Below are 21,400 nucleotides of genomic sequence, written 5' to 3' on the forward strand. Positions count from 1 at the left end.
GAAATAACTATTCAAAATACCAATGTCACACTTGAAATTAATCTTTGTATTGTTATTCCTCTGTTTTTCGGGGGTATTTACGACTGCATTCGGACAAGATCCTTTGCAGTTGCGGTCGGGAATTGACTATCCGGCTGAAATCGAAAACCCTGAATGCCTGGGTATCAATAAAGAACCATACCATGCCACATTAATGCCTTATGGAAATCTGCAAGAGGCTTTGGCAGGCAAACGTCTTGCGTCATCGCAATGCCGTAGCCTGAATGGAAACTGGAAATTCAACTGGGTGCCAAGCCCCGAAAAACGTCCGGTAGATTTCTATAAACCCGGATATGATGTTTCGGCATGGAAAGAAATTCCGGTTCCTTCCAACTGGGAAGTACAGGGATACGGTACGCCTTTTTACCGCAATTTTGGATATACCATTAAGAAGGATTACCCCCGAATCATGAGTGAACCTGAAAAATGGTACACGTCATACAAAGAACGCAATCCCGTAGGAAGCTATCGCCGGGATTTTGAAGTGCCAACTCAATGGGATGGCCGCCGGATTTTTATCACTTTCAACGGAGTAGATTGTGCCTTCTTTATTTGGGTAAATGGCGAGAAAGTTGGATACAGCGTCAATAGCCGTAATGCTGCCGATTTTGACCTGACAAAATATGTAAAACCTGGAAAAAATACGCTGGCTGTGGAGGTGTATCAGTATAGCTCGGGTACCTGGTTGGAAGATCAGGACATGTGGCGCCTGCACGGCATTTTCCGCGATGTGACCCTATGGAGCGCTCCTCAGGTACATATGCGCGATTTCTTTGTAAAACAGGATCTTGATAAGGATTATAAAAATGCTACTGTCGAGGTTCTGGCAAAACTGAAGAACTACGGCGATAAGGCCGGAAAGCCGCAGACATTTACAGCTACATTGTATGATAAAGCGGGAAATGCAGTTGCCAAAGGAAGTGTTGTGGGAAAAGCCCTTGCTTCAAAACAGGAGGAACAGCTGACAGTGAAATTCACAGTGGATAATCCGGCCAAATGGACTGCTGAAACTCCAAATCTTTATACTGTGGTGCTGACCAGTTCGGAAGGAGAGATTCTTTCATCAAAAGTAGGTTTCCGCAAACTGGAAATCAAAGGCCGTGTATTTATGGTGAATGGTGTCCCCATCAAACTGAAAGGGGTAAACCGTCATGAACACTGGTCTGAAGTAGGACATGCTGTTACAGAAGAACAGATGATCCGCGACCTCGAAGTGATAAAACAGGGCAATTGTAACCATGTGCGTACGAGCCATTATTCCGACGATCCCCGTTGGTACGAGTTGTGCGACGAGTGGGGTATCTGGTTGGTGGCCGAAGCTAATTGCGAATGTCACGGATATGACGGTCGGTTTGATGAAGAGCCTACGATTAAAAATGCCATTATTGACCGAAATGTGGCAAATGTCGAAAATTTCAAGAATCATGCTTCGGTGATTATCTGGTCACTCGGAAATGAGTGTGGTGGTGTTGGTTCCAATTTCGTTGCTGCAATGAATAAGGTTAAGAGCATCGATCCTACACGCTTCGTTCATTACGAACGATTTGGCATAGGCTCCAAAAATCCGTCAGATTTTGAAGGTCGTATGTACGGAACTGCCGGAGATTATGTTGACATGGTTAAAAACTGGGGAATGACCAAACCTTTTTATATCTGTGAGTTTGTGCATGCCATGTTTAACTCTATGGGCTCTCTGGATGAATATTCAAAAGCATTTGATGAGAACCCCGAGATATTAGGAGGTGCGATCTGGGAATTCCAGGATCAGGCATTGTGGAACAAGCGCGATCCTCAACATCCTATATTAGCCTATGGCGGCGGCTTCGGCGAAGCTCCTAACGATCATTATTTTATTCACAAAGGAGTGGTTTCGTATGATCGTTCAACTGAAGGCAACAACGTGAAGCCTCATTATCCCGAAATGAAAAAAGCGTTCCAGTGGATCGATACCGAACTCACTGATGCTGTTAACGGCGGCATTCAGATTAAAAACAAATACCAGTTTATTTCCTTAGATGGTTTTGATGCAACCTGGAGCCTGAGCGAAAACGGACAAGAAATTGATAAAGGTACATTTAGAATGCGACCTACATGGGGAAAAGGGCTTTTCCAGGCAAATATTCCTTATAAAATAGAACAACCGAAAGCAGGTGCGGAATACTTCCTTCGTATTTCATACAAACAAAAAGAAAAAACGCTTTGGGCTGATAAAGGTTTTGAAGTGGCTTCAGACCAGTTTAAACTACCTGTCAATACATTGCCCGTTGTGGACACAAAAGTTACACAAGCTATAAAACTGGTTCAAAACAAGGAAACAGCAACGGTTTCAGGATCTGATTTTTCTGTAAACTTTGATAAGAAAACAGGCTTTATGAGCCAGTTGGTGAAAAATGGAATCAATCTGTTGGCTGCCGATGGTGCACCAAAATTACACTTGTGGCGTGCGGCTCACCGTACCGATGATGACTGGGCGTTCAGACAATGGGAGAAATTTGGTGTAAATGCGCTGCAATATACGCTGGTTGATTTCAAAGTTGAACTAGTTGACAAATCGACAGTTAAAGTGACTTCAACTACAAAAGCTGATGGAAAAGAAGGCTTTGGCGTTTGCCACACAGCGGTATATCTGGTGAAAGGCGACGGCTCAATAAAAGTTGATAACCAGATTCAATTTGTCGGTTTCCGTATAAACCTGGCTAAAATCGGCGTACGCATGTTGCTTGATAAAAAGCTCGATCGCATGACTTTCTTTGGCCGTGGCCCATTCGAAAACTACTCTGACCGCAAAAGTGCAGCAGAAGTAGGTATCTATAATTTGGGCGTAAACGAACAATACGAATACGAAAAACCGATGGAACGTGGCAACCATGAAGAGGTTCGTTGGGCGAAACTTAGCGGCAATGACTTCCCTTCTCTATTGATCCTGTCAGACGAAAAACTAATGCAGGTGGCTGCTCTTCCTCATACCGACGAACAGATGTCTCCGGTTGAATACAAAATTGATTTGCCAGCCAGCAAGGCAACTGTATTGAGCGTTTCTACCAAAACGCTGGGAGTTGGCTCAAACAGCTGTGGCCCACAACCGTTAGCAAAATACACCGTATGGTCTGATAATACTCAATTCTCTTATACATTGAAATTGAATAATCAATAGTAAAGTAAAAGATGAATAAAAAATTATCATTATTGGCTCTGCTCTTTACCGTCATTTCGATTTCGGTGAGCAGAGCCGATAATCCTATAGTGCAAACAAACTATACTGCTGATCCCGCACCAATGGTACACAATGGTACGGTATATCTTTACACGACTCATGATGAAGACAAGACAATAAACAACTTCTTCACCATGAACGATTGGAGGTGTTATTCATCTACTGATATGGTTAACTGGACAGATCATGGTTCAGTTCTCTCTTATACAGATTTTGCCTGGTCAAGAGGAGATGCTTGGGCTGGGCAATGTATTTACAGAAACGGAAAATTTTATTTCTATGTTCCTGTAAATATGAAAAATGGTGGTACCGCAATTGGAGTTGCTGTGTCTGATAGTCCAACCGGCCCGTTCAAAGATGCGCTTGGAAAACCATTGCTTATTGGCTCTGGATATATTGATCCAACTGTTTTTATTGATGATGATAGTCAGGCATACCTTTATTGGGGAAATCCTGATTTATGGTATGTAAAGCTAAACGAAGATATGATTTCGTATAATTCTACAGTTGGAGTTGTTAAAACACCGCTTACGGTTAGCGGTTTTGGTTCGCGTACCAACTCTTCAGATAGAATTACTTCGTATGAGGAAGGCCCCTGGTTTTTTAAACGTAATAATAAGTATTATCTATTGTATCCTGCTGGTGGAGTCCCCGAGGTTTTAGCCTATTCTACAAGCCCCGGCCCAACCGGACCCTGGACTTATGGTAATATTATTATGAACCAAATTGCGGATAAAGGAGCTTTCACAAATCATCCGGGCTATATTGACTATAAAGGCAAGTCATATTTATTTTATCATAATGCCGCATTACCCGGTGGTGGCGGATATAAGCGATCTGTATGTGTTGATGAGTTCCAGTTTAATAATGACGGATCAATTTCACTTATAGCTCCAACATCAGGCGTACAAACCGCCGTAGAAAATGTAAATCCTTATATGGAAAATCAGGCGGAGACTATGGTATGGGAAGAAGGAATAGAAACTGCAAAATCCGATAAAGCCGGCATCTACGTTACAGATATTGATAACGGTGATTACATAAAAGTCCATAGTGTTGACTTTGGTCAAGCCGGAGCAGCAGCTTTTTCTGCTTCTGTGACATGCGAAACCGGTGCAGGAATTACGGGTGGAGGCATAATCGAAGTTCGACTGGATAGCCAAAGTGGATTGTTAGTTGGTTCACTTCCGGTAACTTATACAGGTGGGGCAAATGAATGGTTGAATGAAACAACAAACATCTCTGGTACTACGGGGGTACACGATGTTTATTTTGTGTTTAAATCAGCAACCGACGATGTGTTTAATTTTGACAAATGGATTTTTACTCCAAAATCGACAACCAAGGAATTGATTGCTGTCAATGCAACAACTGAAAAATATAAGATTGATACTATTTCTGCTAAAAATAGTTCCAATATCAAAGTCCTTGCCATTTATTCAGATGGGTCATCTAGTGATGTAACGTCGCAAGCAGCCTTTAGTTTTCAGCAAGGTGGACTGGTTACAATAACTAACGGTGTAATCAAAGGAACTGGATATGGATCGGAAAATGTGAAAGTTTCCTATGGCGGAATGACGGATGAACTGAAACTGATTGTCAAGAATCTCGATAGCGAATTAACCGTAAACCGCCTTCTAACCGATCCCGGAAATCTCGAAATGTTGTGTGGAACTACATCTCCAGTTGTGATTACTGCTGAATATCTTGATGGGCATACAGAAAATGTAACCAATCTGGCAACGATATTCAATCCATCACCCCAGATTGCCACAATATCCAATGGCGTAGTTACTGCGCTAAGTAAAGGGGCGGTTACTATTTCTGCTGACTTTCGGGGGGAAATTGGTGTTTCCAAATCAGGTACCATAGCTGTAAATGTTTATAACCGATCACCATATGTAAAGAATGAAGTTGAAGATTATAACGATCAATCAGGCATTCAATCCGAAGATTGCAACGATATTGATGGTGGTAAAAATATAGGTTATATCGAAAATGGGGACTGGGTTAGAATAAATGCACTTGATTTTGATAAAGGCATCTCTAAATTTGAGGCAAGAGTCTCTTCGGCAAGTAGTGGTGGATATATTGAAATCCGCTTGAATAGTCCTTCGGGAACTTTGATAGGTAAATGTCCTGTGACGAATACCGGAGGCTGGCAAACATGGGTGACAAAGACCTGCGCGATTGAAAACATCAAAGGAATCTATGATATTTATCTTGTCTTTACAGGTGGAGGTGGTTACCTGTTTAACATGAATTGGTGGAAGTTTTATGCCACTTCTGCTTCTGTCATTGATTCAAAAAGTGAGTTGACGCCAGCTATCGTTTCAAAAAATGGCCAAAACTATATAGTAAATATTATTCCTGATGATGTTGTCATTTTATATAACAGTTTAGGCCAGGAAATTAAATCATTCAAAGCTACTTCAACTGAAGAGTCATTGTCAGGGAATTTTGGGGCTGTAATAATTCAAATCAGGCGAGGACTAAAATTATATAGTCTGAAAACGGTATTGAAACGGGCGTGAAATTGGCGAATGAACACTTGTTGATAAGATGTATTAATGATAAATTATTAGTTTAAAATATGAGAACGAGCAACTTAAAAACGAAATTTTCTTTATTGTTGGGTGCAGTATTGTGCTTTGCATTAGCGTATTCGGAAAATCCGATTATTCAAACCAGTTATACCGCTGACCCAGCACCAATGGAGCACAATGGGACCGTTTATCTCTATACAAGCCATGATGAAGACGTAACGGTCAATAATTTCTTTAGTATGAATGACTGGAAATGTTATTCTTCAACCGATATGGTAAACTGGACTGATCGTGGCTCTGTATTATCTTACAAAACGTTTGAATGGTCGCGTGGCGATGCCTGGGCTGGTCAGTGTATATTCCGAAATGGAAAGTTCTATTATTATTTACCTGTAAATATGAAAAATGGAGGCAACGCGATTGGAGTTGCTGTTTCCGACAGTCCTACCGGCCCTTTTAAAGATGCGTTGGGGAAACCTTTGTTTACCGGTTATGGCTATATCGACCCAACGGTTTACATCGATACTGACGGGCAAGCCTACCTTTACTGGGGAAACCCTAATCTTTGGCACGTAAAGTTGAATGAAGACATGATCTCCTATGATCAAACTTTGGGTATTGTAAAAGAAGATTTGAAAGATGAGAATTTTGGGTATCGTGCAAAAAAGATTGATAACCGTACGGCGTCCTATGAAGAAGGTCCATGGTTTTTCAAACGCAATGCAAAATATTACATGCTTTATCCGGCAGGTGGTGTTCCCGAACATTTGGCTTATTCCACCAGTAACGGTCCTACTGACCCGTGGGTGTATGGCGATACTATTATGCACGTGATTAAAAACCACGGAGCATTTACCAACCATCCCGGCTATGTTGAATTTAAGGGGAAATCATACCTCTTTTATCATGATGCCGGTTTGCCGGGCGGAGGCGGATTCAAGCGTTCGGTATGTATCGAACCGTTCAATTTCAATGCCGACGGATCTATTCCTTTGATTACTCCCACAAGCAAGGGTGTTGTCGAGAGTGCAGCCAATGTTGATCCTTACAAAAGAACGGAAGCCGAAACTATTGCCTTTTCAGAAGGACTGAAAACAGCACAAGATGAGCAAACAGGAGTGTACGTTACTGAAATTAGTAACGGAGACTATATCAAAGTGCGCAGCGTTGATTTTGGAAAAGGTGCGAAAAACTTTCAGGCAAGTGTTGGATCAGCTACGTCTAAAGGATCGATTGAAATCCGTGTTGATGATAAATATGGCAAGTTGCTCGGCATTTTACCCGTGAAAGCTACTGGTGGCGATAAGGTCTGGAAAACACAGTCCTGTAAAATCAATTCCGTTAAAGGCATTCATGATATATACCTTGTATTCAAAGGCGGAGACGGAAATCTATTCAATTTCGACTGGTGGAAATTAACCAAATAATTAAAATAAGAACCATGTGCAATTATTTCAGAACTCGATTTTTTCTTATTGTTCTTCTCTCTTTTATAGGGATTAGCCAATGTGTTTGGGCTGATTATCCCATAGCGTCTCATCGTTATCTGGCCGATCCGGGAGCGTTGGTTTATAATGGCAGAGTCTATCTGTATTGTTCCAACGATGATGATAACCCTACTGGCGAAAAAAGCAGTTATCAGATGAACTCCATAGTCTGTATTTCAAGTAGCGACCTGAAGAACTGGACAGATCATGGTGTCGTATTTCAGGTGCCGCGCGATGCAGCGTGGGCTCCTAAAAGCTGGGCTCCATCACCTGCAACCCGCGACGGGAAAATATTCCTCTATTTTGGTAATGGTGGTAATGGTATTGGTGTGGCAAAATCGGATAATCCATTAGGCCCTTTCAAGGATCCTATTGGTAAAGCGTTGGTTAGTTCTGAGACTCCGGGTGTGATGCCGGCCAGAAATATGTGGCTTTTCGACCCTATGACCTTTATCGACGATGACGGTCAGGCTTATATGTATTTCGGTGGAAATGGCGACAATAATGTTCGTGTGATCAAACTTAACAAAGATATGATTAGCGTTGATGGCCCGGCTATTCCGCTGACAGCTCAGGATTTCTTTGAAGCTTCGTGGATGCACAAGGAAAATGGTATTTACTATTTTTCATACTCTTCGAATCCAAGAGCTCAAATGAGAATTGATTATATGAAAAGTATCAGCCCGATTTCTGGATTTACATATGGCGGCGTAATTTCAAAGCAGCCACCGCTCAATGACAACAACAATCACCAGGCTATTTTCAAGTTTAATGGTGTGTGGTATGAGGCATATCACAACCGTATCGTTGCGAAGCAGGCCAACATTCCTCCGACTTATAAACGGAATATTTGCTTGGACTCATTTAGCCACAATCCTGATGGAACCATTAATGTGATGGAAAATACCGCGGATGGAGTGAAACAACAAGCTTCTCTCAATCCATTTGACCGTACAGAAGCCGAGACCTTTAATGCTCAAAGCGGTATTAAAACAGAAGTTTGCAAAGCGGGCGGAATGAATGTATGTCAGATTGATAACGGCGACTTTATCAAAGTACGTGGAGTTGATTTTGGGAAAGGTGCGGCATCTTTTCAGGCAAGCGTTGCAGCAACTTCCGGTGGTAGCATAGAGATCCGATTGGATGGTAAAGATGGTCAATTGATGGGCACTTTGCCTGTAGCCAATACCGGTGGTGATCAAAGTTGGAAAACATTGACATGCAAGATTAAATCTGTTAAAGGCATTCATGACCTGTTCTTTGTATTTAAAGGAAAGAAAGAGAATGCATTTAATTTCGATTGGTGGAAATTTTCTGCTAAATAACTTATTAACCTGATTGTTTAAATCAATATATACGATGAAAAAACTTATTGTAATTGCACTGCTTTTAGTGCTTATCGGAGGGGGGGCAAAGGCAGAAAACCCTATTATGCAGTCTCATTTCGGCCCTGATCCGGCGCCAATGGTCTATAACGGCACGGTGTATGCCTATGTGGGTGACGATATTCCGGGAACTGACTTTTACTATATGACTAAATGGCGTGTTCTTTCCAGTACAGACATGGTGAACTGGACCGACCATGGTTCTCCAATTTCACTCGAATCGTTCAAGTGGGCGCGCGATCGTGCCTGGGCTGCTCAATGTATCGAACGTAACGGTAAATTCTACTGGTATATTTGTGCACAAAGTACCAAAAACGATATGGCAATCGGTGTAGCTGTTTCCGACAGTCCTACCGGGCCTTTCAAGGATGCAATCGGTAAACCACTGATTATAAATGGCAGCTGGTCGAATATTGACCCGACTGTATTTATTGATGACGATGGACAGGCTTATCTTTATTGGGGAAATGGAAGTTTGTTCTATGTGAAGCTGAACAAAGATATGATCTCGTACTCTGGTGATATTGTAACAGTTCCGGTTACAGTAGAGTCTTTTGGTGGCGCAAGAGGAAACAAAAGCGTTGAAAATCCGAACAAAGATATGTATGTGGAAGGCCCATGGTTCTACAAACGCAACAATCTCTATTATTTAATGTATGCCGGAATGGGCAAAGGAGGTGAATGTCTTTCTTACTCTACCAGCAATGGACCTACCGGCCCCTGGAAGTATCAGGGCAAGATCATGGAAAACCAAAAGTTGAACAGCTTTACCAATCATGGTGGTATCATCGACTACAAGGGAAATTCTTACTTGTTCTATCATAGCGGCTTGCTCCCTAACGGTGGAAGTTATGGACGTGCTGCCTGCGTGGAACAATTTACCTACAATCCTGATGGTACCATTCCTGCTGTTACTGCAACGAAAGAAGGTCCCAAACCGGTTGGCTTTATCGATCCGTACAAACGTCAGGAAGCTGAAACAATGGCTTGGTCTGATAAATGCGCCATTACTCAAAGTCCAAAGAATGGAATGTATGTTTCGTCAACTCGCTTGAAAGGCTACATTAAAGTTCGTGAGGTGAACTTTGGAAGTCAGTCACCAAAATCCTTTATGGCATCTTTAGCCGCCGGAGTAGATGGTGGCATTTTGGAGGCTCGTCTCGATAGCGTGGGGGGGCCAATCATTGCATCCGTGAATCTGCCACGTACAGGAGGCTGGGATAAGTTTGTCACCTTTACCTCTAACCTTAGTAAAGAGGTAACCGGCACGCACGATGTCTATTTCTATTTCAATGGACAGAATATCACAGCCGGACGTGAATTGTTCAATTTCGACTGGTGGAAATTCAACCGGAAATAAGACTGACTTTTTTATTATCCGGTTTGATTTCGAACCTCTTTTGGATGGGGATTCTAAAAATAAGTGATTGTATAATAATATATTATCGAAATGGTGAGCTTCTCAATCTCTCGAGGTTAGTCCAACTAAGCAATGATCGTCAATCTTACAGGATACCGAAATCTATTTAGTATATTAACCCCGCACTCAGTGCGGGGTTATTCTCATTTAGTCCAAATAGGACAATTTATTTGGTAGATTGTCTGATATTCATATTCAATCTTAAAAACTACATTCATGAAGAAAAAAATACTATTGCTAACCTTTTTACTTCCTGCAATTTGTTTTGCTCAGGCTGTAAAAAGTTTCACGCAATATAAAAAAGGAGTAGTCGTGACTCTAAGTGAAGGCACGCTAGCTCTTAATCCGTTGACTGAAAACAGTGTGCGGGTGAAGTTTTACAAAGGTGCAGAAGACAACCTGCAGGAGCTTGTGTTTACATCCAATGCCCCCACACCGGCTTTTAAAGTGCAGGAATCTGCTACTGCGGTGGAAGTGAAGGTCGCTAAAATAAGTGTTTCTGTTGATAAGCAATCGGGCAAGCTGTCGTTTTTTGATGCAACCGGCAAGCCTTTGGTAAATGAATCGGCCGGCTCCCGCAAGCTAGAGCCCGGTACAATTCAGGGTGAACCCTGCTTTATGGCCGAACAAACGTTTGATTCTCCTGCGGGAGAGGCAATCTTCGGCTTGGGACAGTTTCAGGACGGACATTACAACCTGCGCGGTGTTGCCCGTCGTTTGACTCAGGTCAATACCCAGATTTCGATTCCGTTTATCTATTCCAGCCGGGGCTACGGTTTGTTGTGGCACCAGTACGGCCTTACCGATTTCAATCCTACTGATAATGCCATTGCACTGAACAAACAGGAGCAGGCAACAACTGGCAATCAGGAAGCGGAAGTAACCACGACAGCTGGTACTCAAAAAGTATCTCAAAACCAATCGCTTTATAATGGAAAGTTCAGTGTCCCTCAGAATGGGGAATATTCGCTTTTCCTTGACCTTGGCGATATGGGAAACCGTCATTTTGTTGCCATTGACGGAAAACCGGTTGTCGATCAAAGCAATATGTGGCTGCCGCCTACCGTCGGCGCGTTGGTGCAGTTGACTGCCGGAGAGCATCAGGTGCAAGTGTTGTGTAAATCCGATAACACGCCGCGTTTGTCGTGGAAGGCGCAGTCAAATACTACAACTTTCCGTTCTCCGGTTGCCAAATCGTTGGATTACGTGGTTTTTGCCGGATCGGCTGACGATGTCATAGCCGCTTATCGCAAGCTTTCGGGCAATGCTCCTTTATTTCCCAAATGGGCTTATGGCTTCTGGCAATGTCGCGAACGTTACTCATCAGGCAAGCAATTAGTAGAAACGATAGAAGAGTTCCGGAAACGCAGTTTACCGGTGGATGTGATTGTGCAGGACTGGCAATATTGGGGCAATAATGGTTGGGGTGTACCGAAATTCGATGAGAAGAATTACCCGAATCCAAAAGAATTTATTGGAAAACTGCATGATTTGAATGCTCATTTCAATATCTCAATCTGGTCAAATCCTGATAAAAATTCGGATATAGGCAAAGAGTTTGTTGCTAAAAACCGCTTTATCCCGAATACCAAATGGCTGGACTATTTCAATCCCGAAACCCGAAAAGATTATTGGAATATTTTGAAAACAAATATGTTCGATAACGGTGTGGATTCGTGGTGGATGGATGCCGTAGAACCTGAAAACGATGCGTTGAAAGGTGAAAAGACCACCTTTGACATTGGTGACTTCTACCGCCTGACCTATCCTTATTTTGTAAGTAAATCGGTGTACGAAGGCCAGCGTGCAACATCCGATCAAAAGCGGGTGTGCATACTTACCCGTTCGGCTTATCTGGGGCAGCAACGCTACGGTATTATCAACTGGTCGGGCGATATTGGCGGAACCTGGGATACATACAGACGTCAGATTGTGGCAGGATTGAATTATTCCGTCACCGGATTTCCTTACTGGACAACCGATATCGGAGGCTTTTTCCGTCCGGGGCAGTCGCAATATACCGACAAGAAATACCACGAACTGTTGACCCGTTGGTTTCAATGGGGCGTGTTCAATCCTGTTTTCCGCATACACGGCTACATGACCGAAACCGAGCCGTGGAAATACGGGCAAACGGTGGAGGACAACATGCGCAAAATGTTGAATCTACGTTATCAGCTGCTACCGTATATTTACTCTGAAGCGTCGAAAGTTACCCGAAAAGGATCCACTCTCATGCGTCCGTTAGTAATGGATTTTAAAGAGGATAAGAAGGCACTAAATCAGCCCTTTGAATATATGTTTGGTAAGTCTATTCTGGTGGCTCCTGTTACTGAACCCGGAATTACAGAAACGAGTGTTTATTTGCCTGAATCGGCTTCCTGGTTTGATTTCTGGACAGGAAAACGCTTCGTCGGAGGACAAACAGTCGTTGTATCAGCTCCGCTTGACAGAATACCTCTGTTTGTCAAAGCAGGTTCCATTATTCCAATGGGTAAAGTTGTTCAGTATTCAGCCCAGCAATCTTCGGAGGCGCTTGAGATCAGAGTGTATAAAGGTGCGGATGGCAAGTTTGAATTGTATGAAGATGAAGGCGATAGCTACAATTATGAGAAAGGGAAGTATTCAATAATTCCTTTTAATTGGAGTGAACGTACTCACACTTTGGTAATTGGAGATCGTCAGGGTGCTTACCCCGGTTGTCTGGCAAAACGTCAATTTAATATCGTAGTTGTCGATGAATCGGCAGGTAAAGGAGCTGGATTGAGCCAAATGAAAAAGGCAGTTTATTATACGGGAAAAAGTATCAGAGTTCAACTGAAATGAGATAAATAGAAATACTGAAAAAATGAAAAGATTAGCATTGTTTCTTCTGACAAGTCTTACAGTTGGTTTTAGTACTGTGAAAAGTCAGAATTTTGAAAAAGCGCCTGAAGGATTTGACGTTTCGCGAAATGGCATTCCGCACGGCAAGATTGATACGTTTGGGTATGCATCTGCCACCGTAGGTGCAACTCGAAAAGCGCTGGTTTACACACCACCGGGCTATTTACCTAAAAAAAAATATCCGGTTCTCTATCTCTTGCACGGCATTGGCGGTGATGAAAAAGAGTGGTTTAATCAGGGGAATCCGCAGGCAATCCTCGATAATCTTTATGCTGATAAAAAAGTAGCGCCGATGATCGTGGTTTTACCTAATGGTCGCGCAATCAAAGATGACCGTGCTGTTGGGAATATCATGACCGCAGATAAAGTACAGGGTTTTGCAACTTTTGAAAAAGACCTGCTTAACGACCTGATCCCATCCATTGAAAAGAAATATCCTGTGATCAGAGATCGTGCGTATCGGGCTCTTGCCGGTTTATCAATGGGAGGTGGGCAATCGTTGAATTTCGGTCTTGGTAACCCGGACAAATTCGCCTGGGTAGGAGGGTTTTCCTCTGCTCCGAATACAAAGACTCCTCAGGAACTGGCGCCAAATCCAGCCGAAACTAAAAAACAACTAAAACTGCTCTGGATTTCCTGTGGTGATAAGGATGGCCTGATTACCTTTAGTAAGCGGACTCATGATTATCTGGCAGCTAATGACGTGCCTCACATTTATCAGGTTATACCTGGTGGATACCATGATTTCAAAGTATGGAAACAGAACCTTTATATGTTTTCACAACTATTGTTCAAACCGGTTACAACTGCTTTGATTAATCAGTATAGCAATATTCCGGCGGGAAATAGTGTTGTATCAGCTGTTCCGGCCTCTACAAATATTCCGGGTGCGCAATATCCGCAGGTATTATCTGATAATAGGGTGTTGTTTCGCATAAAGGCACCTGAGGCGCACAAAGTTCAGGTTGATTTGGGCAAAAAATACGATATGGTGAAAGAGGAGGAAGGCTCCTGGGCAATCACCACTGATCCTATTGTGGAAGGGTTTCACTATTATTCGATTTTGATTGATGGCGTGGCCGTTTGTGATCCCAGTAGCCAGACTTTTTATGGAATGAGTCGCATGGCCAGTGGTATTGAAATACCGGAAAAAGGCGTGGATTTTTTTGCTGCTAAAGATGTTCCTCATGGTCAGGTCAGACAGATCCCTTATTTCTCCAAGGTAACCCAATCATGGCGCAGAGCATTTGTCTATACTCCTGCCGGATATGATGCAAATGTCACTGGAAAATACCCGGTTCTCTATCTGCAACACGGAAGTGGCGAAGATGAAACCGGATGGACTAATCAGGGGAAAGCAAACCTGATTCTGGATAATCTGATTGCAGCTAAAAAGGCGGTACCTATGATTGTGGTCATGGATAACGGCTATGCCAGCAGACCAGCCGGCGGTTCTTCAGATAAACAAAAGCCTATGTTCTCAGCATTTGACAGTGTGCTGACTTCGGAGGTAATTCCTATGATTGATGCTTCATTCCGCACTATTGCCGATCGCGAACACCGTGCTCTTGCCGGTTTGTCAATGGGTGCAAACCAGGCAATCACAATCGCAATGAATAATCTGGATAAGTTTTCTTATTTAGCCGGGTTTAGTGGAACTTCCAATTATCCGTCAACATCTGCTATTGATCCTGCAACCTTTATGGGAGGTGCTTTTAAAGATGGCAAAGCGGTAAATAGTAAGCTGAAACTTTTCTGGTTGGGATTAGGAACTACCGAACCGGTGCCATTTCCAGGCTCTGTAGGTGCTTTTCGTGCCATGCTTGATCAACAGGGTGTAAAATATGTCTATTACGAATCACCGGGTACTGCTCATGAATGGCTCACATGGCGAAGAGATTTAAAAGAATTTGCTTCGCAGATTTTTAAAAACGCCTCGCATTAGGAACCGTTTTGATTTTACCGAAAATCATATGGAGAAGAGCTCCAATCTTTGCTTCTTAATTAAATTATAACTTTTGATTCTATAATCCATGAAAAGACACATTGTAATAACTATTCTATTGATAATAATACCGGTTCTGGCTTTTAGCCAGAATCCGGTTATCCGTAATCAATACTCAGCCGATCCGACCGCAAGGGTGTTTAACGGAAAAGTGTATCTGTTTCCTTCTCACGATATTCTGACACCACAGGGCAAAGGTCTTCGTCCGGATTGGTTCTGTATGGCCGATTATCACGTTTTTTCCTCCGATAACCTGACCGACTGGACAGATCACGGCGTTATCGTAAGCCAGGAGAAGGTGAAATGGGTTGATTCAACTTCTTACAGCATGTGGGCTCCCGATTGTGTGGAACGCAATGGAAAGTATTATTTCTATTTTCCTGCCAATACTAATCTGGTAGGAGCGAACGGTCGCAAAGGCTTTGGTATCGGAGTGGCGATTGCGGAAAAACCCGAAGGTCCATATCTTCCACAGGATGAGCCCATAAAAGGAGTACCCGGAATTGACCCTAATGTCTTTATAGACAAGGATGGGCAAGCTTATTTGATTTGGGCAATGGGAAAGATTTCTATCGCCAAGTTGAAAGAGAACATGCTGGAGCTTGCTTCCGAACCACAGGAAATCAAAGATCTTCCTACAAAAGGGTTGAAGGAAGGCCCTTTTATGTTTGAGCGCAACGGGATTTATTATATGACCTATCCGCATGTCGAAAATACCATCGAACGCCTCGAATATGCCACAGCTGATAATCCGATGGGTCCATTTAAGTTTGCCGGAGTAATCATGGATGAATCGCCTACTAATTGCTGGACCAACCACCAATCCATTGTGAATTTCAAAGATCAATGGTATCTCTTTTATCATCAAAACGACTGGTCTCCGAAATTTGACAAAAATCGTTCGGTTCGTATCGATAGCCTGAACTTTAATGCTGACGGAACTATCCGTAAAGTTAAACCGACCTTACGGGGAGTAGGCCTGACAAAAGCATCCGATGAAATTCAGCTGGATAGATATAACCTGATCAGTGATAAAGGTGCATCAATCGCATATAACGATACGCTGGACTACTTTAAAGGCTGGAAAACTGTTTTGACCGCAAAGGATGCCTGGATTCAGTACAATAGTGTTGCCTTTGATAAAGAATCATATAAGTGGTTGGATATAAAATATATTTCGCCCAAAGGCGGTGTTTTGACGATTTGTCAGGATAGTAAAAAAGCTGGAATGGTAAGTACAATTAAAGTTCCGGCATCTGCCGAATGGAAAACGATGAGGGTGAAAATATCAGGTATGAAAAAAGGGATCCATAGCCTTATACTTTCCAATGCCGGAAACAATCCAGTAGAGATTGACTGGATAAAATTCTAACCTTTTAAATTATTATATATCAATGAAAAAACGGAATTTGTTTTGGTTATTAGCCGCATTTACAGCGATCGGCTTCTTTCAGCCTGCACTAGCACAAACAGAGGCTTCGGCTACCAAGCCTACAGTAAGGACGATCGAAGATGGAGGCACAGGCCCATACAGCGCCATCATGTACGCCGACAAAAGTTTGCCTACGCACACTATTTTTCGCCCGAAAGATATGAGTGCGTTTGGTAAGGCAAAAAAGCTCCCGATAATTGCCTGGGGAAATGGTGCATGTGCCAATTCGCCCTGGGAACACCTTAATTTCCTGTCTGAAGTTGCCTCGCATGGTTTCGTGGTAATAGCAATTGGCCCAATGCCGCAGGAAGGTGAAAAGGGTGGGGGTAAATCAACATCCTCACAAATGACCGATGCGATTAACTGGGCCATTGCTCAGAACAGCGATAAAAAGAGTCCCTTATACAACAAACTCGATGTTTCAAAAATAGCCGTGAGCGGCATGTCGTGCGGCGGTTTGCAGACTCTGGAGACAGCCCCCGATCCACGTGTCACGACTGCGGTTATTTGTAACAGCGGAATCTTTGTGAATGCAGCAGGTGGATTTCCCGGAATGCCAAATCTGACCAAAGATAATCTCCTGAAACTGCATACTCCGACGTTGTATATCCTTGGTGGTGAAAAGGATATTGCCTATGGTAATGGAATGGATGATTTCAACCGGATTAATCATCTTCCGGTATTTGTTGCCAATATGGAAGTGGGCCATGGAGGAACATACAGTCAACCACATGGCGGTGAATTTGCCAAAGTAGCGACAGCATGGTTTAAATGGCAACTGAAAGGCGATGCAGAAGCTGGTAAAATGTTTGCCGGTAATCCTTGCGGGCTGTCTCAGAATCCGATATGGAAAGTGGATAAGAAAATGATTCCCTAATGACTTATTGAGGTGGGGGGCAATCAGCTAAGACTGAGACATCGGGTAATTCATAAATAGGGATTTTACTCAAAGTGATATTCTGTAATTTGTAAACTACCACTTTTTTTGAACTTACATAAATAGAGAAAAGATAAGAAGCGAGCATATTCAGCCATTCGCCAAAGCGTGTGGCTCTTATGCAAGTTTCAAGTGTAACCGCTAAAGGATATGTATTGATTATCTATTGTATAACGAGAATATAAATGTAAAACTGGCATTTTTAATGCTTGACCAAATATTTAAAATGAACAAATTAAATCAACCCAAAGTTTTTCTGATAAAAATGGTGTTAATGTCGGTAATGTGTCTAAATATTCTGTTCACCTACGCTACAAATTCCGTTTTTGACGGTACAATGAGCATAAATGTTTCAGGAAATAATCGTACAATGGTCGTTCATGTCCCGGCGAATATCGAGGAAAACAGTCCGCTGATGATCTCCCTTCACGGTCGTTGGGGGAATGGGGCAGCACAGCAGCAATGCGCAAGATTTGAATCCATCGCAGATACAGCCCGTTTTATCGTAGTTTATCCGGATGGCCTGCCACAGGCAATTCTCGGAGGTGGGGGGAATACCGGATGGGATGTTAGTGGGGCAACTGATGATGATATTACTTTTTTCAGGGCTATTATCAATACCATGTATGACAGGTATAAAATAAACAAGTCACGCGTTTATTTATCTGGGTTTTCAATAGGAGGAATGGAGACGTATCATGCAGCAAATGTTGCAGCCAAGACTTTCGCCGCATTCGCGTCGGTGAGCGGTTATCCGTTGAATGAGTACCATCGTTATTACATAGGCGCCCGGCCTGTCCCATTTATGCACATTCATGGCAAATATGATGGGTTTGTAAAGGTAGATTCAGTGCCTATTGTAGTTGACAATTGGGTGATACGCAATGGATGTAATCCTGTTCCGGTAGTCACTGATAAGCTCGGGGTTTATACTAAGAGTGTCTATTCTGCCGCCAATAGTAGTTTTCAATATATTTATTATGCACTTGACGGCAGGGGGCATGAATACACTATTACGGATACATTTAATCCGAGTAAGGAAATATGGAATTTTGTAAAGCGATATACACTTAACGATGTCTGCGACACTACATTGAAGTGGAATCCGAATTTTCAGATGCAGAAAGAAGGTATTGTACCCGTTGGCTGGACAACCTTTGTGGATAGTAGAAGTGTCAACGGTAGCAATCAAATAGTAACCAGTGGACCGCGAATAATAACGCTCGGAGATGGAAGTGATTATCAACATGGGTTTCTTCTACAGTCGGGGTCACAAACCGGATCACTGACTTATGGGTTCGATAAACAACGCACGTTACAACTTCAGCCAGGACGTTATAAAATTAAGTTTCGCGTGATAGCATATAATTCAGAAAGTGTCGGCAAAACCCTGACAATGCAATTGAAAAACAGAAATAATAACACTGACATCTACAGCTTAGCTGTCCAACCGGTGAATTGTATTCAGAATAATGTGGCTAAAAACTTTACGCTGGCATCTTATGACGTGACAATCAGAAATTACGGTGAATATCAACTGAGCTTCACACTGCCTGCCGGTTTTGTAGAGATGATGGTGGCAGATCTTGGCGTTTACTCTTTTATTAATGATAATACCGGGGTTGAAACAACTAAAATAGACACTGTCTCTGCTGATGAACTTGTGGATGTTTATACGGTGAATGGCAATATGGTAAGTTCGAAAAAGAGTTTGTCCCTCTCTCTCCGGGAATTGAAGAACGGAGTTTATATAGTTTCGAGTTGTGAAAGAAGCTATGTAACTAAAGTATTGAAATGAGCATATCTTTTTATCTTTTATAAATGTAAAAATATCTAGTAATGATGAATCACAAATTTTTATCTTTAATTTTCATCGCTGTATTAGCCGGAAGCGCCTGTTTAGCTCAGACTAATCAGCCTGCAATCGTTGAAGACTTCAAGCCTTCTACAAAAAATCAACCTGGTCAGGAGTACCCGCAAGTAAATTCACAAGGTTATGCCCGGTTTCGTGTAGTGGCGCCTCAGGCTCAGAGTGTTAGTGTGAGCCTCGGATTAGGTGGAAAAGGAGGTACAGTACTGACTAAGGGTGCTGGTGGCGTGTGGACAGGTACGACTGAAGGTCCGATGGACGAAGGCTTCCATTACTATCATCTCTCTATTGATGGTGGCGTATTCAACGATCCTGGTACTTTAAATTTTTACGGTTCTGCCCGTTGGGAAAGTGGTATTGAGATTCCCGCTCAGGATAAAGACTTTTATGCCCTGAAAGATGTTCCTCACGGAAATGTTCAGCAGGTTTTATTCCCATCCAAAAGCACCGGGACTTCACGTCGGGCTTTTATTTATACTCCTCCCGGTTATGGCAAAGACCCCAAAAAACGCTACCCTGTATTGTATTTGCAACACGGTTGGGGCGAAGATGAAACAGCTTGGAGTAATCAGGGACATGCCAACCTTATTATGGATAATATGATTGCCGATGGTAAAATCAAACCGTTTATCATCGTTATGACTTACGGGATGACGAATGATGTAAAATTCGGAGGACTTAAAAATTTCGACATCAAGCCTTTCCAAACGGTTTTGGTTGATGAGTTGATACCTTTTGTCGATACTAACTTCCGTACGCTTGCTGATCCTTCTAACCGCGCTATGGCAGGGCTTTCGATGGGTGGTGTGGAGACTCACATGATTACACTGGCTCGTCCTGATTTATTTTCGTATTATGCTCTTTTGAGTGGAGGTGTTTATACACCGACTGAGATTAAAGATAAATCAAAGCTCAAGCTGATTTTCATTAGTTGTGGGAGCCGTGAAAATCCTGATGGCGTCAAAAAAGCGGTTACCGACTTGAGGGGGGCCGGGTTTAATGTAGTATCGTATGTGTCGCAAAATACAGCGCACGAGTTTCTTACTTGGCGTCGTAGTTTGCGCGAACTTGCACCAATGCTTTTTAGGTAATTTGGAGGTTAATAGTTGGATAATCATTAGATTTGCACTATCCCCTAATTCGGGCAAGCGTCAAGAGATATTCATGAAAAGAAGAATGTCGGCTCTTCTTATGCTTCCCGGGTGGATAACCGTTTTTTGTGGATTTGATTCGTTTAATACTTAAATTGTTGAATATGAGATTTGTTTCGATTCTATTTGCCTTAATTGTGTCGTTGCATAGTTTTGGCCAGTCTGATTCTAAAAGTTGGAAAGAAGTCAACTATGCCAGCGATTCCATGATATATCACCGACTGGATATTTATTTGCCTGCGATACAAAAGCCGACCTATCCAGTTGTGATTTACGTTTACGGTAGTGCTTGGATGTCAAATTCATCCAAAGGAGCAGATATGGGTACTATAGGAAAAGCCTTGCTTGACGCCGGTTTTGCAGTCGTAACCCCCAATCACCGTTCAAGTATGGATGCTAAATTTCCAGCTCCAATGAATGATGTCAAAGCAGCTATTCGCTTTGTACGGGCTAATGCGACCAAGTATCATTTTAATACCTCTTTCGTGGGGATTAGTGGCAGCTCTTCGGGTGGAAATATGGCTGCGATGGCCGGAACATCCCGAAATACTAAAACGCAGAAACTCGGATCTACGACAGTTGATATTGAAGGGACTGTTGGCCCTTTTACCAAATACAGCAGCTCAGTCGATGCGGTAGTCGATTGGTTTGGACCTACAAACATGCTGGTCATGGACTCTTGCGGTGGTACTAATTTTATTCATAACGATGCAAAGTCACCGGCTTCTCTTTACATTGGTGGAGCTATTCAGGAAAATAAAGAGAAGTGCTTGCTGGCCAGTCCGATTACTTATGTAGATCCGACAGACCCTCCATTCCTGATTTTCCATGGAGACAAAGACAATGTCGTGCCTCATTGTCAGAGTGAATTGCTTTTTGATGCTTTGCAAAAGGCCAAAGTGCCCAGCAGTTTCTATCTGGTTCCCGGAGGAAACCACGGGCCAGGTGTACATGATGAAAAGAACATTCAAATGATGGTTGACTTTTTTACCACTTGTGCAAAGAAAAAGAAAGCTCTGTAAAGTTTG

General features: G+C 42.7%; 12 protein-coding genes and 1 pseudogene. All 13 read left to right on the top strand.

Annotated elements, in window-relative coordinates:
- Nucleotides 1-22 precede the first annotated feature (22 nt).
- Nucleotides 23-3,193 carry a glycoside hydrolase family 2 TIM barrel-domain containing protein gene (locus MLE17_RS08675; protein WP_243348385.1) on the top strand — a complete coding sequence of 1,057 codons (3,171 nt, stop codon included), beginning with the start codon at nucleotides 23-25 and terminating at the stop codon, nucleotides 3,191-3,193.
- 11 nt (nucleotides 3,194-3,204) lie between these two features.
- Nucleotides 3,205-4,578 (top strand): annotated as a pseudogene (locus tag MLE17_RS18950) (glycoside hydrolase family 43 protein); the annotation flags it as partial.
- 336 nt (nucleotides 4,579-4,914) lie between these two features.
- Nucleotides 4,915-5,787 carry a carbohydrate-binding protein gene (locus tag MLE17_RS18955; protein ID WP_410795616.1) on the top strand — a complete coding sequence of 291 codons (873 nt, stop codon included), beginning with the start codon at nucleotides 4,915-4,917 and terminating at the stop codon, nucleotides 5,785-5,787.
- 59 nt (nucleotides 5,788-5,846) lie between these two features.
- Nucleotides 5,847-7,226, top strand: a complete 1,380-nt coding sequence (locus MLE17_RS08685) for a glycoside hydrolase family 43 protein (protein WP_243348387.1) — start codon at nucleotides 5,847-5,849, stop codon at nucleotides 7,224-7,226.
- Between the two features lie 14 nt (nucleotides 7,227-7,240).
- The gene (locus MLE17_RS08690) at nucleotides 7,241-8,611 is read left to right on the top strand and encodes a glycoside hydrolase family 43 protein (RefSeq protein ID WP_243348388.1); all 1,371 of its coding nucleotides are present in this window, start codon (nucleotides 7,241-7,243) and stop codon (nucleotides 8,609-8,611) included.
- 34 nt (nucleotides 8,612-8,645) lie between these two features.
- Entirely contained in the window at nucleotides 8,646-10,031 is a 1,386-nt protein-coding gene (locus MLE17_RS08695) for a glycoside hydrolase family 43 protein (RefSeq protein ID WP_243348389.1), read from the top strand.
- Nucleotides 10,032-10,307: 276 nt separating this feature from the next.
- Nucleotides 10,308-12,917 carry a TIM-barrel domain-containing protein gene (locus MLE17_RS08700; RefSeq protein ID WP_243348390.1) on the top strand — a complete coding sequence of 870 codons (2,610 nt, stop codon included), beginning with the start codon at nucleotides 10,308-10,310 and terminating at the stop codon, nucleotides 12,915-12,917.
- A gap of 22 nt (nucleotides 12,918-12,939) precedes the next feature.
- Entirely contained in the window at nucleotides 12,940-14,922 is a 1,983-nt protein-coding gene (locus tag MLE17_RS08705) for an alpha/beta hydrolase-fold protein (protein ID WP_243348391.1), read from the top strand.
- Between the two features lie 88 nt (nucleotides 14,923-15,010).
- Nucleotides 15,011-16,354 carry a family 43 glycosylhydrolase gene (locus tag MLE17_RS08710; RefSeq protein ID WP_243348392.1) on the top strand — a complete coding sequence of 448 codons (1,344 nt, stop codon included), beginning with the start codon at nucleotides 15,011-15,013 and terminating at the stop codon, nucleotides 16,352-16,354.
- A gap of 22 nt (nucleotides 16,355-16,376) precedes the next feature.
- Complete coding sequence (locus tag MLE17_RS08715) at nucleotides 16,377-17,291, top strand: alpha/beta hydrolase family protein (protein ID WP_243348393.1); 915 nt, start codon at nucleotides 16,377-16,379, stop codon at nucleotides 17,289-17,291.
- A 286-nt stretch (nucleotides 17,292-17,577) separates the two neighbouring features.
- Nucleotides 17,578-19,149 (top strand): alpha/beta hydrolase family esterase, encoded by a 1,572-nt coding sequence (locus tag MLE17_RS08720; protein WP_243348394.1) that lies wholly within the window; start codon nucleotides 17,578-17,580, stop codon nucleotides 19,147-19,149.
- 41 nt (nucleotides 19,150-19,190) lie between these two features.
- Nucleotides 19,191-20,312, top strand: a complete 1,122-nt coding sequence (locus MLE17_RS08725; RefSeq protein ID WP_243348395.1) for an alpha/beta hydrolase-fold protein — start codon at nucleotides 19,191-19,193, stop codon at nucleotides 20,310-20,312.
- A 164-nt stretch (nucleotides 20,313-20,476) separates the two neighbouring features.
- Nucleotides 20,477-21,394 (top strand): alpha/beta hydrolase, encoded by a 918-nt coding sequence (locus MLE17_RS08730; RefSeq protein ID WP_243348396.1) that lies wholly within the window; start codon nucleotides 20,477-20,479, stop codon nucleotides 21,392-21,394.
- Nucleotides 21,395-21,400: the final 6 nt, after the last annotated feature.

Origin of the sequence: Parabacteroides sp. FAFU027, assembly GCF_022808675.1 — a bacterium.
Lineage (GTDB): Bacteria > Bacteroidota > Bacteroidia > Bacteroidales > UBA7332 > CAXXIC01.